General features: G+C 69.9%; 16 protein-coding genes and 2 pseudogenes. 12 read left to right on the forward strand and 6 right to left on the reverse strand.

What is annotated here, in order from left to right; translation table 11 throughout:
• Positions 1 to 42 precede the first annotated feature (42 nt).
• Together IE207_RS29090 and IE207_RS29095 are read left to right on the forward strand one after the other, a co-directional pair.
• Positions 43 to 1122: a C40 family peptidase gene (locus IE207_RS29090; RefSeq protein WP_190187299.1), complete on the forward strand. Its 1080-nt coding sequence runs from the start codon at positions 43 to 45 to the stop codon at positions 1120 to 1122.
• Positions 1123 to 1323: 201 nt separating this feature from the next.
• On the forward strand, positions 1324 to 1962 hold the full coding sequence (locus IE207_RS29095; RefSeq protein WP_190187300.1) for a PASTA domain-containing protein: 639 nt from the start codon (positions 1324 to 1326) through the stop codon (positions 1960 to 1962).
• A gap of 298 nt (positions 1963 to 2260) precedes the next feature.
• Here the strand turns inward: IE207_RS29095 and IE207_RS29100 are convergent, their stop codons facing one another.
• The gene (locus IE207_RS29100) at positions 2261 to 3124 is read right to left on the reverse strand and encodes a LysR family transcriptional regulator (protein ID WP_190187301.1); all 864 of its coding nucleotides are present in this window, start codon (positions 3122 to 3124) and stop codon (positions 2261 to 2263) included.
• Between the two features lie 92 nt (positions 3125 to 3216).
• Here IE207_RS29100 and IE207_RS29105 point away from each other — a divergent pair, with 92 nt between their 5' ends.
• On the forward strand, positions 3217 to 3951 hold the full coding sequence (locus tag IE207_RS29105) for an SDR family oxidoreductase (protein WP_190187302.1): 735 nt from the start codon (positions 3217 to 3219) through the stop codon (positions 3949 to 3951).
• A 502-nt stretch (positions 3952 to 4453) separates the two neighbouring features.
• Here the strand turns inward: IE207_RS29105 and IE207_RS29110 are convergent.
• Positions 4454 to 5527 (reverse strand): RICIN domain-containing protein, encoded by a 1074-nt coding sequence (locus IE207_RS29110; protein ID WP_190187343.1) that lies wholly within the window; start codon positions 5525 to 5527, stop codon positions 4454 to 4456.
• Between the two features lie 78 nt (positions 5528 to 5605).
• Positions 5606 to 5964 (reverse strand): annotated as a pseudogene (locus tag IE207_RS29115) (IS1380 family transposase); the annotation flags it as partial.
• Positions 5965 to 6252: 288 nt separating this feature from the next.
• Here IE207_RS29115 and IE207_RS29120 point away from each other — a divergent pair.
• From IE207_RS29120 to IE207_RS29130, 3 genes are all read left to right on the forward strand, one after another.
• Positions 6253 to 7038 carry a maleylpyruvate isomerase family mycothiol-dependent enzyme gene (locus tag IE207_RS29120; RefSeq protein WP_190187303.1) on the forward strand — a complete coding sequence of 262 codons (786 nt, stop codon included), beginning with the start codon at positions 6253 to 6255 and terminating at the stop codon, positions 7036 to 7038.
• Between the two features lie 563 nt (positions 7039 to 7601).
• Positions 7602 to 8588 (forward strand): aldo/keto reductase, encoded by a 987-nt coding sequence (locus tag IE207_RS29125; RefSeq protein WP_190187304.1) that lies wholly within the window; start codon positions 7602 to 7604, stop codon positions 8586 to 8588.
• A 250-nt stretch (positions 8589 to 8838) separates the two neighbouring features.
• A complete protein-coding gene (locus IE207_RS29130) occupies positions 8839 to 9048 on the forward strand; it encodes a hypothetical protein (RefSeq protein WP_190187305.1) in 210 nt (69 codons plus the stop codon).
• A 137-nt stretch (positions 9049 to 9185) separates the two neighbouring features.
• On the opposite strand, the gene IE207_RS29135 is transcribed toward IE207_RS29130, so the two are convergent.
• Positions 9186 to 9767: a TetR/AcrR family transcriptional regulator gene (locus IE207_RS29135; RefSeq protein WP_229874116.1), complete on the reverse strand. Its 582-nt coding sequence runs from the start codon at positions 9765 to 9767 to the stop codon at positions 9186 to 9188.
• Between the two features lie 65 nt (positions 9768 to 9832).
• Here IE207_RS29135 and IE207_RS29140 point away from each other — a divergent pair, with 65 nt between their 5' ends.
• The 3 genes and pseudogenes from IE207_RS29140 to IE207_RS33505 all read left to right on the forward strand — a co-directional run.
• Positions 9833 to 10258 (forward strand): hypothetical protein, encoded by a 426-nt coding sequence (locus IE207_RS29140; RefSeq protein ID WP_190187307.1) that lies wholly within the window; start codon positions 9833 to 9835, stop codon positions 10256 to 10258.
• Between the two features lie 188 nt (positions 10259 to 10446).
• Positions 10447 to 10686 (forward strand): chaplin, encoded by a 240-nt coding sequence (locus IE207_RS29145; protein ID WP_229874118.1) that lies wholly within the window; start codon positions 10447 to 10449, stop codon positions 10684 to 10686.
• A gap of 120 nt (positions 10687 to 10806) precedes the next feature.
• Positions 10807 to 10950: pseudogene (locus tag IE207_RS33505) on the forward strand (capsule biosynthesis protein CapD); the annotation flags it as partial.
• Positions 10951 to 11185: 235 nt separating this feature from the next.
• Here IE207_RS33505 and IE207_RS29150 read toward each other — a convergent pair.
• The gene (locus IE207_RS29150; RefSeq protein ID WP_190187309.1) at positions 11186 to 12238 is read right to left on the reverse strand and encodes an ArsR/SmtB family transcription factor; all 1053 of its coding nucleotides are present in this window, start codon (positions 12236 to 12238) and stop codon (positions 11186 to 11188) included.
• A 210-nt stretch (positions 12239 to 12448) separates the two neighbouring features.
• Between IE207_RS29150 and IE207_RS29155 the strand changes: the two genes are divergently transcribed.
• Positions 12449 to 12865 carry a hypothetical protein gene (locus IE207_RS29155; protein WP_190187310.1) on the forward strand — a complete coding sequence of 139 codons (417 nt, stop codon included), beginning with the start codon at positions 12449 to 12451 and terminating at the stop codon, positions 12863 to 12865.
• Between the two features lie 105 nt (positions 12866 to 12970).
• Here the strand turns inward: IE207_RS29155 and IE207_RS29160 are convergent, their stop codons facing one another.
• On the reverse strand, positions 12971 to 13879 hold the full coding sequence (locus IE207_RS29160) for a LysR family transcriptional regulator (RefSeq protein ID WP_190187311.1): 909 nt from the start codon (positions 13877 to 13879) through the stop codon (positions 12971 to 12973).
• 70 nt (positions 13880 to 13949) lie between these two features.
• Here IE207_RS29160 and IE207_RS29165 point away from each other — a divergent pair, with 70 nt between their 5' ends.
• Together IE207_RS29165 and IE207_RS29170 are read left to right on the forward strand one after the other, a co-directional pair.
• Positions 13950 to 14888, forward strand: coding sequence for an NAD-dependent epimerase/dehydratase family protein (locus tag IE207_RS29165; protein ID WP_190187312.1), 939 nt, complete (start codon positions 13950 to 13952; stop codon positions 14886 to 14888).
• Between the two features lie 14 nt (positions 14889 to 14902).
• Entirely contained in the window at positions 14903 to 15799 is an 897-nt protein-coding gene (locus IE207_RS29170; RefSeq protein WP_190187313.1) for an aldo/keto reductase, read from the forward strand.
• The last annotated feature ends 71 nt before the right edge of the window (positions 15800 to 15870 follow it).

Here is a 15870-nt window from a genome sequence, read left to right on the forward strand (position 1 = left end):
CGACCACCCGCAACGCCGTCCGCCGTACCGCCCGGAGCAACGATGACCGTCAAACCCGCCCGTCGCGCCCGTCCCGTCCTGCACGCCTTCGTGGTGACGAGCCTGCTGGCCGCCAGCGCCTACCTCACCTACGAGTTGCGCAAGGAGGAGCAGGCCCAGGCGCCCGCCGCCGTGCGCGTGACCGACCAGGCGGCGAAGGGTGGCGCCAAGGGCGGACAGGACGGCACCCAGAAGTGGGAGCGGCTGCAGAACCCGCAGCGCTCGGTGCTGCGCAGCGGGGACGGCGCGGTCCTCGCGACGTTCACGGACGGGGCCCGGACCGCGACGCTCACCGGCAAGAGCCGCACCTTCACCGAGCCGGCCACCACACAGACCCGGGTCGTCACCGACACCTGGGTCCGCCTCCTGCCCGAGCCCTGGCGGGTCGGCGCGGAACGCGAACAGTGGTTCCAGGACTGGTTCAAGAAGTACTACGGCAGCGAGGAGGACGACGTCTTCGCGATCGCCTTCCAGTACGGCGACAAGGCCCCGGTGAAGAAGGACGCGGCGGGCGTCCAGTACGCGGGCGACGCGGCGTTCGGGCCGATCAACCCGAGCGGCTCCGAGGGCAACGACCTGCGCCTGGAGCAGTCCGACTTCTACGACTACCTCGGCATCCCGTACACCTTCCGCGACGGCACGACGGAGCAGCCCGAGAAGGCCAAGTTCCGGGACATGGACTGTTCCGGCTTCATGCGCACCGTCTTCGGCTACCGCAGCCGCTTCCCGCTGATGGCCACCGACGCGGGCGGCACCGGGCTGCCCCGTACCGCCAACGGCATGGCCCGCTCGAAGATCGGCGTGAACGTCCTTCCGCTCAAGGGCGTCGCCGCGAAGGACCGGCCCGCCTCCATCGACGTCCTCCAGCCGGGCGACCTGGTGTTCTTCAAACTCGACGCGCGCACCGGCGAGCGGCTGGACCACACCGGCATGTACCTGGGCAACGACACGGACGGCCACAAGATCTTCATATCGAGCCGCGAGGAGGCCAACGGCCCCACCATCGGCGACAAGGGCGGCGCGTCGCGCCTCGACGGCAACGGCTACTACGCCACCACCCTGCGCAGCGCCAAGCGCCTCTGAGCCGGGCAACCGGGGAGGGGCGGCGGACGGGGGCGTCTCCTCTTGTACGCCGAGCGTGCGCACACTGCGATTCGCCCGTGAACCTGTGGGCCATCTCCGGCGTGCTGAGACACCGAAGCTCCGCTCACGCCCAGGGCCTTCGCACGTCACAGACCGGTCACAGTCACCTCACAGCCGCGGACGCCCCGCGAGCATGACCGGATGCGCACACACCACGCCATCACTCTGCTCACCGCGGCCGCAGCCCTCACCCTCACCGCATGCCAAGGCGACCTTCCCAGCATTGCCCCCACCTCGGCGGCGCCCACAGCGACCACACCGGCTGCGTCAGCCCCGGCGGCCGCGCCCCCGGCGAAGGGCAAGACCGCCACTCTCCCCAACCTCGTCGGTAAGGGCCTCCAGACCGCACAGGACGAGGCGCAGGCCAGCGGGTTCTACGCCCTCAAATCCCACGACAGCCTCGGTCGGGACCGGATGCAGGTCCTCGACCGCGACTGGAAGGTGTGCAGCCAGTCCCCGGCCGGTGGCGTGGCCATGGAGACCGGCACCACCATCGATCTCGGCGCCGTGAAGCTCGAAGAGACCTGTCCCGTCGGCGACGTCGCTGCGCCCAAGCCGGCTGGCAGCACGATGCCGAACTTCGTCGGGCAGGGCATGAAGGCCGTGCGCGGGGCGCTCCCGTCGAACGCCTCCATCACCGTCAAGGACGCCTTGCAGGGCCGCATGGTGCTCCAGGAGTCGAACTGGAAGGTGTGCACGCAGGCTCCGTCCGCCGGGACCGCGCTGTCCGGGCAGCCCGTCAGCTTCACCGTGGCCAAGACCGAAGAGACTTGTCCCTGACCCATGCGCGAGGCGGTGAGCGGGATGGGAGGAAAGGACGTCCGAAACCTGCTTGGGACGGCTGCCACGGAAGTCGGTCTGACGGCTGCGCGCGTCAGCGAAGACGGGCCACTGCCCAGTTTGTGTGCGTGAGGACGGGCTGTCCCGTCTCAGGCGGTCCGGTCCCTGCCTCGCATCATCTGGTCCGATGCGCTCGCCCTCCCGGATGATCTGGTACCGCGGGTCTGCTTCTTCGGTCTCGCCGGCCCTCGTGGCATCTGAGCTGTCCCGGGTGCTGACCGATGGGGGCGGGAGCCGGTCATAGCCGTGCGGCCGTGCGGACCAGGCCGGCCAGGGCAAGGGAGCGGCTGTGCGCGGGCCAGGCGATGTGGGTCACGACGGGAGGAGCGTCGGTCAAGGGGACGGCCGTGTGCTCGGCCCACAGCCAGGAGCGGGCCGAGTCGGGTACGACCGCCACGGTGCGTCCGAGGGCGATCAACTGGGCCAGTTGCGTCTGGTTGTGGATCTCGGGGCCGGGGCCGGGTGCGTAGGTGCCTCGGGTGGGCCAGCGGGCGAGCGGTAGATCGGGGACGTCCCTGACATCGGCCAGGGACAGGGTCCCGCGGGCGGCGAGGGGGTGCCCGGCGGGCAGGACGGCAACCTGCCCCTCGGTCGTCAGTTCCTCACTGTCGAACCCGGCGAGGGAGTTCCACGGCGTGTGCATGAGCGCGACGTCAGCGCGTCCGTCGCGCAGCAGCTCTTCCTGCTCACGAATGCCGCACGGCAGCACCTCGATCTCGGCGCTGTCGGGTTCGGCCGCGTAGGCGGCGAGAAGTCTCCGCAGCAGTTCGTGGGACGCGGCGGCCTTCACCGCGAGGACCAGCAGACCGCGGGGACCGCCAGGGCTGTCGGCACCGCCGGCGCGCCGGGTGCGGCGAGCGGCGGCAGCGATCGCGTTGAGGGCCGCCCTGCCCTCGTGCAACAGCACCTCTCCGGCACCGGTCAGGCGGACGCCACGGCGGTTGCGCTGCAGCAGGCAGACCCCGAGGCGCCGTTCGAGCTGCTGGATCGCCCGCGACAGCGGCGGCTGGGCCATGCCGAGGCGCTCGGCGGCGCGTCCGAAGTGCAGTTCCTCGGCGACGGCCACGAAGTACCTCAACTCGCGGGTCTCCAGGGTGTCCACGGCCGCAGCATACGCGGTGATACCTGGCAGGTATGACAGGACACCGTATCGGTGTTGGCCGCGCCATCCGTCCGCGAGCCAACATCATCAGCATGAGCGAAACGATGATCGCGCTGGTGACCGGCGCGAACAAGGGCATCGGGTACGAGATCGCGGCCGGGCTGGGCAACCTCGGGTACCGCGTGGGCGTGGGAGCCCGCGACGCCACCCGACGCGAAACCGCCGTTGGGAAGCTGCGCGCCGCCGGCGTGGACGCGTTCGGGGTACCGCTGGACGTGACCGACGACCAGAGCGTCACTGACGCCGCGGAACTGATCGAACTGCTGGCCGGGCGCCTGGACGCCCTGGTCAACAATGCCGGCATCTCGGGCGAGATGGACCCGGGGTGGGTGCAGGACCCGACCGCGCTCGACCTGGAGGTGCTCAGCACGGTCGTGGATACCAATGTCATGGGTGTCGTCCGGGTGACCAACGCGATGCTGCCACTGCTGCGACGCTCGACATCGCCACGCATCGTCAACGTCTCCAGCAGCGTCGGTTCCCTCGCCCGGCAGGCGGACCCAGAGACCGAGATCCCGATCATGGCGGCCTACGCGCCGTCGAAGTCGTTCCTCAACGCCCTCACCGTGCAGTACGCCCGGCAGTTCGCCGGTACGAACATCCTGATCAACGCCGCCTGCCCGGGCCTGGTCGCGACCGACTTCACAGGCTTCCACGGACCCCGCACCCCTGAACAGGGCGCGGCCACAGCGATCCGGCTCGCGACCCTGCCCGACGGCGGCCCGACCGGTTCGTTCTTCGACGACGACGGCGTCGTCCCCTGGTGATCACGATCCCGCCGTGAATCGGCGAAGCTCCGGTAGGTCCACGAAACGGTGGGCAGGGATCAGATCGACTGAGACAGCGTCGGACATTTGCCGCGGTTCGAGTAGGGGGGCATCTGGCGGCGCACCCAGCAGGAAGAGACCGTCGCCAACTCCGGCTGGCCAGGCGAGGGCGACGCGCAACGCCGCATCGTCCCTGGGAGCTGGCCTGCGCCCTGTCCCGGACACCAACCAGGCACCGGTGGTCACAGGCCGCCTCTCGGATCGGGCCGGCAGGTGCGGTGTTGGCTATGCCTGGCCTCGGTCTTTCGTGGGGGTCCGCCGACGAAGACGGCGGACCCTTTCGCCTTCCGGGGCCTTCGAATCGTGCGGACCGGATGGCCTGGAGGGCATTCTCGCCGGACGCGGCGAGGGTGTCGATCAGGCGGACGACAACACGAACGTCGCCCTGAACGCGGAAACGGGGACTAGTGACCTGATACCTGGATTCAGGTACCTGGGCGGGTCACCCGAGCGCGAAGTTCTCTGTCCAGTAGACCCGGGAGTTGTGACCCGTGGCCGTGCCCACGCCGAGCACCCTATACCTGCAGTCGAGGATCGCCAGGCGGTGGCCGAAGTTGGACGCCTCATCGTGGTGTAGCCAGTCGTCCATCGCCTGGGCGAAGGTCTGGTTGGTGCCGTAGCTCCAATTCTCCGGGCGCTGCGCGGGGGCGAAGCCGGCAGTTCGTATCCGGTCCGCGGGAAGTGTGTTGTCCGAGCCTATGTGCCCGCGCTTGGGATCGTTCCGGGGATACGCGTCGATGAGTTTCGCGTAGTTGGCGGCCAGATCCGCACTGTGTTTCCGTGCCACGTCGCTGAGCCGGGGATCGATACGCACACTCGGATCGGAGCACCTGCCTTCATCACGTCGCGCCAGGACGACCTGGTTGACCATCTGTTTGGCATCTGCGGGCATCGGCGGAAGCGGGGCGGGCTCATCACCGGTTCTCCATGCTTGGTTGACCCACCAGGGGTCACCCGTGTCCCGTGCGCACGCCCATTGCTGCAGGCCGGCGCCCTGCCTGGGCGGACTGGGAAAATCAGCGTTTCCCGCATCGAGACACTTGCCGCTGTGTTTGGAGACGATCAGGTATCCGACAGTGTTCTCAGGGCAACCGCCGGACGGCGGGCAGGACTTCGGATCCCCTATGTCGACGAACTCCCAGAGCTGGTTGGCGCCGCCATGGCAGTCCCATTGGAAGACCTGCGCCCCGTCGGACTTGGACCAGCCCGCGACATCCAGGCACTTTCCCGAATGGCGTGCGACGATCTTGTATCCGCGCCCGCCGCCCGCGTCCACGAAGTCGAACTGCTGGTTCTTTGCGGCACTGTTCTGCGGCCACAGGACGATCGCCTGTCCGTTGGCCGTCCCCGCGGCCGTGACATCCGCCGCCAACCCGGAACTCTGGTTGTAGAGGGGGATACCGCTGCCTTGGGCGCGGGCCGGGCAGGGCGTCGGCAGGCCGAGTCCCACGAGAACAGCCGCCAGCAAAGCCAGCCGGGATGCGATTCCTCCGGGGAAGGACCGAATGTTTCCCATGGCGCCGTCCACTTCACGAAGACCAATGGGCCGATATGCAAGGGGATTCCATTGCCAACGTATGCCACCGTGGGCAGGTGAGCCACTCAAACCAGACGCCCACAGCCGGCGGGACGGCCACCGCTCTCCGGCTCTGTCCGGGCCGTGGTCGACGAAACCCGTCAGCAGGTGATGCCCGTATGTCTTCTTCCAGGCCGGGGCCGCGTCCTGCTTGACCGAGTACGCGACAACGGGACTCCGTCCAGACCGATGGTCGCGCTCTCGCCCGAGGCTGCGAGGGCGTCGATGAGGCGGGAGAGGGTCGGATCGGAGGCCACCGGCCGAAAGACGGCCGGCTCGGCCCGCAGCACGGCGATGTCCGCGGGGCAGTCCCCGCTGAGCGCGACCACCAGCGCATGGTCGAGGTCGGTCTTGCCGGGGTCGTGGACGGCCCGTGGCAGGACACGCTCTGGCGGCCGGAGTACCGTGAGATGAAACAGGGCACGGAGCTCGGCAGCATGACCGCGCGCATGGGGTGGACGTCACGTCGCCGCGATGCCCGGCAGCTCGGCGAGGCAGAGCACCCGCAGACACGACGCCTCGCGTACCGCCGCCACCAGCGTCCTCGCAGCAGTGCGCATCTTTACACCAGCGGTGGGCGGCGAGGACGACGCCCGCGATGGCCAACCGACGGCGAGCGTGAAAATCGCTGTCCGATCACCGGAGTACGGTGATAGACATTCGGCGTGGAGAAGACTCTTGAGTTCCCTGACCTGCTGCGACTGATCGATGAACGGTCGACCGCCTTCCGCACCGCGGTCGCCTCCGCGCCCAGTCTCGACGCACAGGTGCCAACCTGCCCCGAGTGGACGCTGTTCGATCTGGTGAAGCACCTGGGTGGGGGAGACCGTTTTTGGGCCGCCATCGTCGGCGCGGGGCCTGCCGACGCTCCCCCGGCCGAGGCCGTCGCTGCGCGAGCCGCTCTGGAAGTGCCGCGAGAGCGTGAGGCCCTGCTGGCCTGGCTGGCCGCGTCGACGCAGCTTCTGCTGAGCGCCCTGCGCGAGGCGGGCCCGGACGCCGGCTGCTGGGCCTGGTGGAGTCCGTTGCAGACGCCGCGGGCCTCCGGCGGAGTCGCCCGGCACCGGGCCCAGGAGACCGCGGTGCACACGTACGACGCCCAGCTCACCGGTGGCGCCCCACAGCCGCTGCCGATTGAGGTGGCGGTCGACGGTGTGGAGGAGTTCCTGTTCACCTGCGTCGCGACGCCCAGTGCCTGGCCGCACAAGCCCACGGCCTTCGACTTCCACACCACTGAGGGCCGCTCCTGGCGCCTCACGGTCGACGGTGACGGCGCACGCTCCACCCGCATCCCCACGCCCGGCGAGGACTCGGACGCAGCCGGTGTCTCCGTCCACGGCACGGCCAGTGAGCTGGTCCTCTACCTGTACGACCGCATCCCGGCCGACTCCTTGCACGTTGACGGAGACGCTGGGCTGCTCGACCTGCTCCGCGCCTGGGAGCCTGAGGAGTAGGACGCACCCGGGTGGCGGGGCGCGGCGGCGACGGATGTGCGTCGAGGCCGGGAACGCAACAGTCCCGTACGGGGACGCGGGAGGCCAGGGCGCTGGAACGGACCAAGGTGTCGGCGGGGTTGAAGGCGGCCGCCGCGACCCGGATCCGGATCTGGCCGTCACCCGGCTGAGGGGTCGGCGCTTGGGCGACGCGGAGCACGTCGGAGCCGCCATATTCGGGCACGACGACAGCACGCATCGATACGTATTCTCTCTCGACGAGCCCTGTCCGGGCGGGACCTGGGGAGCTGTTCCTGCAACCCGGACGACCGGCTTCTCCTGTCTTCCGGTCATCTGCGGGGGGCGGTCCACGCGGGCCCCATGCCCAGGGTCGGCGGCGGTCGGGGCGCACACCGTGGTTAGGCGCCGGCGTACGGGTCGGGGGAAGCGGGCACGGCCGGGACGGCGGACGACCAGTCGGCGGCCGGCCGGCCGGCCGGGCGGCCGCTTGATCGTTTGACATCGAGTGCACTCCAAGTCCTAGCGTCGTGGGCAGATGGTTTTCCAGCTCGGGAGGCAGCAGAATGATCGACGTACGCATCCGACACTTGGGTGAACTCACCGTGTCCGCGCAGGGGTTGGGCTGCATGGGGATGAGTCACGGCTACGGGGACTCGGACGACGCACAGTCGATCGAGACCCTCAACCGCGCCCTCGACCTCGGGGTGACGCTCCTGGACACCGCCGACTTCTACGGTGCCGGGCACAACGAGGAACTGGTCGGTCGGGCCATCGCCGGGCGGCGCGACGACGCGGTGGTCGCGACGAAGTTCGGCTTCGCCAACCGTCTGGGCGAGCCCACCGTCATTCGCGGCGACGCCCCCTACGTGCGCCAGGCGTGCGAGGCGTCGCTGCGCCGGCTCGGGGTCGACCACATCGACCTCTACTACCAGCACCGGGTCGACCCGCGGGTGCCGATCGAGGAGACCGTCGGCGCCATGGCCGAGCTGGTACAGGCCGGCAAGGTCCGCCACCTCGGGCTGTCGGAGGCAAGTCCGGAAACGATCCGTCGGGCACACGCCGTGCACCCGATCACGGCGCTGCAGAGCGAGTGGTCCCTCTGGAGCCGCGACCTGGAGGCGGAGGCCGCCCCGGTCTGCCGTGAGCTCGGCATCGGCTTGGTCCCGTTCTCCCCGCTCGGGCGGGGCTTTCTGACCGGACGCTACAACTCGGTGGAGGGCCTGGCGAAGAACGACGTGCGGCGCACGCAGCCGCGGTTCGCCGACGGCAACCTCGACCGGAACCTGGCGATCGTCGCGAAGCTGGAGGAGCTGGCTGCCGCCAAGGGCGTCACCGCCGGGCAGCTCGCACTGGCCTGGGTGCAGCACCGGGGCGAGGACGTCGTACCGATCCCCGGCACCCGGCGCCGGCGGTACCTGGAAGAAAACCTCGCGGCCCTGTCCGTAGAGCTGACACCGGAGGACCTTGCCGCCATCGAGGCCGCGGCTCCGCGCGAGGAGATCGCGGGCGCCCGCTACGACGCGACGAGCCTGAGCTTCGTCGACCACTGACGGAGTCGGGAGTACGCGTGTTCGGACGTGGGCTGAGCCGGACGTCGGCCGGCCGGGGGGTGCTGGCGCTGGAACAGGCCCTCCGTGCCCGGTGGGGGCGGCGTCGGTGAGGAGTCGGCGGAGGACGAGGCCCCGCACCGGCCTGCCCTCCTCCGGATGGGCTCGTACGCCCGCCCACCCCCACACCGGGGCGGGTAGGGCCGGCACCCGGCCGCAGTAACCGGTCGCCCGGCCGCGCGTTGGGATCTGCGTGACCCTCGACGACCTCTACACCGACATCGTGGCCGAAGAACTCGACGCCGACGCCGCCCCCCAGCGGCTGGCGATCCTCACCCACCGGGAGGCCGAACTCGCCCTCGCCCTCCTCGCCGCCGTCGTCAACGGCGACACCGGTGAGGAGGTACGCACCACCGCCCGCGCCCTGAGCACCCGCCTCGGCATGCGCCTGCCCGCCACCTGAGCGTCCCGGTGCACCGAGCCCGGCCGCCGGCTGCGGCCGATCGAGGACGAGCCGTGGGGCGTCCCGGGTGAACGCGCTGCTCGCTGCCGGTCGACGCCGAGAACGGCGGCCGATGCGGCTACGGCCGGTGGCCCTCCCTACGGTGTCGCGGGCGCGCTCGGGCCAGGTGCGTCGTGGAGCAGCAATGCGACCGCAGCCTCGACGTAGTCGTTCAGCCCGTCCTGCGTTCCGAGCGGGAGCAAGCCCGGCAGCCGTACGGCCAGTTGGTTGTGTCCGACGTAGGCCGTGAGCCCCAGAACGGCACGCTGTACCGCCACCTCGGGCGGGAATCCGAGCTCCTCGAAGAGGCTCACGACGTAGGCCATGCGCCGTTCCATCACGCGCCGCACCACGGGTGCGACGAGTGCGTGGTCGGCGGAGGCGAGCACGCTGACAGCCGCGGGATTGTGTTCCGCGTCCCTGCTGACACGCGTGAAGAGCATCCGCAGTCGGGCTGCCGGTTCGGGTTCGGCGGCCAGGGCGGAGATGGTCGCCTCGGTGAAGCGCTGTTCCCAGAGTGAGAGCGCCGCCTCGATGAGCGCCTCTCGATTCGCGAAGTGCCAGTAGAAACTGCCTTTGGTCGTGCCCAGTGCCGTCGCGAGCGGCTCGACCGCGACAGCGGCCACTCCGCCCTTGCCGAGGGCGCTGAGCGCGGCTTCGGCCCAATCGTTCGCGGACAACCGACGACGTTCTCGTTCCATCTCCATACGGTAGCGTACGGTCATTCCATACGCACCCGTATGGAGTGCGTCCAGGTGAGCGCCTACGAGCCCGGCAGCCGGAGATCCGCTTCATCTTCACCCCCGGACCGGGCCTGGTGGGTCACCACGAATTCGTCATCGTCCCCAACGGGCCGGCACGCTGTCAGGTCGTCCACACCATCACCGCGCGTGCGGCCGGGGTGATGCGCCTGCTGTGGCCTCTCGCAGCCCGCTGGCTCCACAAAGCGCTCCTCACCGACCTGCTCGACACCATCGAGCGGGAAGCGACAGGCCGCGTCGACTTCTCCTGCCGGCCCCCACCCCGTCCGTCGCCCCGGCAGCCTGAACGCAGCGGCGCGACCGCGAGTGCAGAACGCCCGGGGGCCGCGCCGAAGCGCAAGACCTGGCCGTCATCGAACTCCAGACGAAGCGTCATCCTGGTCACGCTCACGGCCGGGACCCGAGCCTGAACCTGCACCGGGAAGCGGATGGGCGGCGCTGCCACGTCCGCCGCCCGCCTGCATACGCCCTTCGGGTGAACCCGACGGTACGGACCCAGCCACGCGCCCGAGGGGAGCGAAGACGGTGCGAGGGCCCGGAGCGTCCGGGCATGCCCCGCGCACGTGCGAAGTGGTGCGCATACCTTTTGGAGGCAGTTGTGACTGGTCTGTTCAAGAGCGCCGCGGTCGCGTTGGCCGCGGGGGTGGCCGTGGTCGGCGGGGCGTTCGTCGCGTTGGCCGATGCCGGGGCCCAGGGTGTGGCCGCGTATTCGCCCGGGGTGGGCTCGGGCAACGTGATTCAGATCCCGATCCACATCCCGGTCAACGCGTGCGGGAACAGTGTGAGCGTGATCGGACTGCTCAACCCGGCCTTCGGGAACACCTGCGTCAACTCCTGACCGCCCACGCTTCCAGGGCTCCGGTCCGAGCGCCGGTGACGGGCCGACGGCGGGCCGGATGACCTCGATCCCTTCGGTGTGTGACACGGCCGGTTGGGCGCCGGACGCCGGGGGTGAGCAAGTGCGGACGCGGTGCTCGACGTCACCGGCGGAGACGTGAACCACGAACTGCTACGGGCACGCGACACCGTTTCACAGCTCACCGGAACGCCGGGCCGCACGTTCCGGCAGTGGCCCGCAGAGAACGCCGACGCCGTTCGTTGACGCGCCTGACCGCGGCCCGGTCGCGACCTGAGCACGTTCGTGGGGGTCCGCTCCGTCGGGCCGCCGAAGCGGCTGCCGGGTATCAGGACCTCCCGGAGAGTTCCGACAGGTAGCCCGGCCAAGGCCCTGGGCTCGGGGCTGCCGCGACTCGCCGCGGAACCGCGGCAGGCGCACCGCCCGCACAGCAGAAGGGAGTCACGGGAACGCCGGCAACGGAGGTACTTGCATCCCATGCTCACGGGGCCCCCGCCGCACCTGCGCGTCGTTGGTAGAGGACGTGTCGGGACCGTCGGGTGCGCGTCACGAGCCCGGCGCGGTACAGGATTTGCAGGTGGTACGAGACGGTGGCCGGGCTCAGGTAGAGGCGCTGGGCGATTTCCGTCGTGGAACGCGGTTGGTGCAACTCGGCCAGGAGCCTTTGTCGCATCTCACCGATCAACGGGTGCTCCTGGATCTGCGGGAGAGCGTCGATCCGTACGGTTGGGTAGACGATCAGCGGGGTGCGTGGGTTCGGCGCACCAGCCGGCTCGGCGGCGCAGAAGACGGCCCGGTCGATGAAGACGCTCGGTGTCATGATCACTGCATTCGCGTCCAGCGTCATCTGGTGCGCGCTACCCGAGCGGAGGTGAACAAGCAGCTCACCGTCTAACCATTGCAGGTTGGGAGCCAGATGGTTGAGCGTCTCGGCGAGGCCGTATCGGGCGATCTCGGAGGCCCGTGCGGTGACATCGGCTTCCAGACGTGCCTGGACGGCCGGCCACGACGGCGCCAACACCGCGTGCCAGAACTGTGCCATCTCATCGGCCAGGCGTTGCGCGAAGTGGCCTTCTCCGCGTGCGAGCGCCTGGAGGAGCTGCCGCGGGGCCGGGCGGGTGGAATGCGGATCCCAGGAGTGGCCACTGATGGCACTTCCCAACTCGTAGCGGATCCGCTCGTGGGGCGTCGTGGCGATCCGGTGTAGTTCGCTGTCCGTCTCGTTCTGGAAGGTCTGGGGCTCAGGCCGGAGGAAGTCCGGAGCGTAACCTCGCGGTCCGCATGCGCCGACCACAGCCAGCAGTCCCAGTCGGTGCAGGGTCAGCGCTTGGGTGGTCCTGGCGCGCCACGATGCGTCCAGGCCGGCGGGATTGGAGCCGATGGTGCTGAGCAGGTCCTTGGCTGAGCCGAGGGGCGAAACGGCGAACCTGACGCTCCCCAGGCCTTGAGTCCCCAGGCGGATCCGGATCACAAGCGCTGCCCCTTCGCCAGTTCCTTCGAAAGCAATCGAATCATTCGGTCCGTCGATCGACACGGTGTTCGCTGAAATCACCGCACCGACCGGTGCGAGGGAAACGAAGCAGTCCGTGAACGTCCATGGGAGCCGACCGCAGCACAGCCACGAACGCGGTGCACGCCCCGGGACGGGCAATCGGGTACCACCGACGGAGAGAAGGACGAACACATGCGACGCTCTGCTCGAACCCGCCGAGGCACGGCGAGGACAGCCGCGATCCTGACGGCGGTGGCCACCGTCCTCGCAGGCGGACTGGCCACTGCTGAAAGCGCCTCGGCGAACACAAGCCCCGGGGGTTGCCGTACGACCGGCTGGGCATCCGAGCCCGGCGGCGTCCAGCTGTGGCCGTGCAGCAGCGGTGACGGGAGCGTCGGCATCAACGCGACCGTCCACATCCGCAACCCGAACGCGATCGACATCTTCCCCTGCGCGCAGCTGTTGCAAGTCAACTCCAACGGCACCACGACCCAGGTCGGCGACTTCGGATGCATCGGGGCGTGGACGAACGGTGCCCCGGACCTGAGGAAGGGGCCGATCGGCGTGCACCAGGGCACCTACGTGGTGGTGTCCGGATTCTGGGCCACGATCGACGGCCACTACGGCTACTACGGGGGCGCCCAGAGCGCCACCATCAAGGTGTTCTGAGACCGTGTCCTGTCCGGCTGCGCCTACGGCGGCCGTCCGTGCCGGACAGGACCGCGAGCACGCTGACGATCTCCACCCGGGCCGTTTCGGGACTCGGGTGGAGATTCAATGCCCGTCGTGCTGCATCGCCTGCTCGCAAAGGGTGCGGATGAGCGTCGTGACACGGGGCCGGTCACGGCCGCCGATCGTGGCGACGCCGATGTGCCGGACCGGGCCCGGCGACTTGATCGGGACGGTGCGCAGGCCCGGGATTCCGGGAGTGAGGGCGATGGAGGGGATCAGGGAGACTCCCATGCCTGCCGCGACGAGGGAGCGGGCGAAGAAGTAGTCGGAGGTGGTCCCGCGGATTTCCGGATCGAAGCCGGCGCGTTCGGCGAAGCGGCGCAGGTATGCCTCGGTCTTCATGCAGCCGAGCACCCAGGGTTCGGCTGCCAGATCGGCGAGGTCGAGCGCGTCGTGGTCGGCGAGTCGGTGCCCCTGCGGCAGGACGACGTGCAGGGGGTCTTCCAGGAGCGGCGTCCACTCCAGGCGGGAGCTGGGGCCCGGTCCGACGGGGAGCGGGCCGTCGAAGTGGTAGGCGAGGGCAAGGTCCACGGCACCTTGACGGACGAGTGGAAGGGTGTCCTCGGGTTCACCCTCCCTGACATGGAGCACGGTGCGCGGATGGACTGCCATGAGCCGGGTGAGAGCGGCGGGCAGCAGGAGCCTGCCGCCGCTGGTGAAGGTGGCGACGGTGAGTTGGGTGCGGCCAGTGCTGAGCGCGGCGACCCGTTGTCGTGCATGTTCGAGCTCCGCGGCGACGGATTCGGCGGCGCCGACCATGATGTGGCCCGCCCGTGTGAGGGTGACGCCCCGGGTGCTGCGCGCGACGACCTGGACACCGAGGCTGCGTTCCAGTGCAGCCACCTGCTGGGAGACGGCCGAGGGGGTGAGGCGGAGAGCCGCGGCCGCCTGGTTGAAGCTGCCGAACTCCGCCACCGCCCGCAGGACGCGAAGCCGCTGCACATCGATCAACAGTTTTCCTTAATCCCGATCAAGTAAGTCAGCACTTCTGCTGATGACGATAGGTCTGCAGGCTTGGGGCATGCAAAGGATCTGCGTCATCGGCGGAAGCCGGTACTTCGGAAAGCTCCTCGTAGAGCGGCTACAGGCTGCGGGCCACCAGGTCACTTTGATCAACCGCGGCTCCGGCCCGCCGCCCGTCGGCGTCGAGCACCTCGTCGTCGACCGCAACGACGAGGCCGCCCTGACGGCCGCGCTCGACGCCCGCACCTTCGACGTCGTGGTGGACCAGATCTGCTACACCCCGGTACAGGCCGCCATCGCCGCCCGCGCCTTTGCCGGCCGCACCCGGCGCTATGTCATGACCTCCACGATCGAGGTCTACGACCCCGCGACCGCCGCCCTGCCGGCCGTGCCCTCGGGGACGCCCGTGTCAGAGGAGAGCGTGGACCCGAGCACCTGGCAGGTAGCCATGGACCTGCCGTGGCACGACGACGCCTACCTGGAGGCGCACTACGCCGAGGGCAAGCGGCAGGCCGAGGCGGTCTTCGCCCGCGCCGGCAGCTTCGCCTTCGCCACGGTGCGCAGCGCCCACGTGCTCGGCGGCGGCGCGCAGGAGTTCACCGGCCGGCTGGCGCACTATGCCGGGCGCATCGCCCGGGGCGAAGAGGTCACCGTGCACGCGAAGGCGCTGCCCACGGTCTTCATCCACTACGAGGAGCTGGCGGACCTGCTGTCGTGGGCGACCACTGCCGACTTCACCGGCCCGGTCAACGCCTGCTCCGACGGCCCGCTCGATGTGTACGGCCTCGCCGGGATCGTCGCCGCGCCGGCCGGCCGGGAGGCCGTCTACCGGACCGTCCCGGCGGGCGAGGAGGCTTCGCCGTTCTCCTTCGACCGCCATTACGCCATGAGCAACGCCCGTGCGAAGGTGCTGGGTTTCTCCTTCTCCCGCACCGCCGACTGGCTGCCCGGCGCCGTCGCCGAAGCCCTCGCCCTATCCGTCGCTCCCACCGACTGAGGAACAAGGCCACCATGCAGTACCGCACCATCGCCAGCACCGCCGTCAGCGCCATCGGTCTGGGCGCCATGCCGCTGTCCATCGAGCACCGCCCGGACCAGACGCGGGCCGTCGCCACCGTCCACGCCGCGCTCGACGCCGGTGTCACCCTTGTCGACACCGCCGACAGCTACCACTGGCACGCCGACGAAGCGGGTCACAACGAGCTGCTGATCGCCCGCGCCCTGGCCCGCTACGGCGGCGACACCTCCCATGTCCTGGTGGCCACCAAGGGTGGCCGCGGCCGTCCCGGCGACGGCAGCTGGACCGTCACCGCCACACCCGCCCACCTCAAGCAGGCCGCCGAAGCCTCCGCCAAGCGCCTGGGCGTCGAGGCGATCGGCCTGTACCAGCTGCACAAGCCGGACCCGACCGTACCCTGGGCGGAATCCGTCGGCGCGCTGCGCGAGCTCCTCGACGCCGGCACCATCCGCGCCGCCGGTATCTCCAACGTCACCACCACCCAGATCCGCCAGGCACATCAGATCCTCGGCGAAGGGCTCGTCTCCGTACAGAACCGGTACTCGCCCGCCGTCCGCGACAGCGAGCCGGAGCTGCGGCTGAGTGAACAGCTGGGGCTGGCCTTCCTGCCGTGGGGCCCACTCGGCGGCATCTCCCGCAGTTCCCTCGACGGTCCCTCCGGTCCCACCTCCATCGGCACACCCTTCCACCGCATCGCCGCCGAACGCGGCGTCAGCCCGCAGCAGATCGCGCTGGCTTGGCTGCTCGCCCGCTCGCCGGCAGTGATCCCGCTACCGGGAGCCAGCCGCCCGACCTCCATCACCGACTCCGCCAGGGCCGTGGAGCTCACGCTGAACGCGCAGGAACTGGAGGAACTCGAGGACGCTCTGCCGTGTCAGTTGGGGCTCTAGGGACCGGCTGGGGCAGGACTTGCCGGACCCCCAACCGGCCGCAGTTCCCAGTGGGGAACTGCGGCCGGGCG

It is taken from the genome of Streptomyces cirratus (assembly GCF_014650775.1).
Lineage (GTDB): Bacteria > Actinomycetota > Actinomycetes > Streptomycetales > Streptomycetaceae > Streptomyces > Streptomyces cirratus.

What these genes read in the sequence shown, in the direction of transcription:
- IE207_RS29105 (WP_190187302.1), top strand. Translation starts at nt 3,217, where the DNA reads ATGAGCGAAACGATGATCGCGCTGGTGACCGGCGCGAACAAGGGCATC.
- IE207_RS29090 (WP_190187299.1), top strand. Translation starts at nt 43, where the DNA reads ATGACCGTCAAACCCGCCCGTCGCGCCCGTCCCGTCCTGCACGCCTTC.
- IE207_RS29095 (WP_190187300.1), top strand. Translation starts at nt 1,324, where the DNA reads ATGCGCACACACCACGCCATCACTCTGCTCACCGCGGCCGCAGCCCTC.
- IE207_RS29110 (WP_190187343.1), bottom strand. Translation starts at nt 5,527, where the DNA reads ATGGGAAACATTCGGTCCTTCCCCGGAGGAATCGCATCCCGGCTGGCT.
- IE207_RS29170 (WP_190187313.1), top strand. Translation starts at nt 14,903, where the DNA reads ATGCAGTACCGCACCATCGCCAGCACCGCCGTCAGCGCCATCGGTCTG.
- IE207_RS29165 (WP_190187312.1), top strand. Translation starts at nt 13,950, where the DNA reads ATGCAAAGGATCTGCGTCATCGGCGGAAGCCGGTACTTCGGAAAGCTC.
- IE207_RS29125 (WP_190187304.1), top strand. Translation starts at nt 7,602, where the DNA reads ATGATCGACGTACGCATCCGACACTTGGGTGAACTCACCGTGTCCGCG.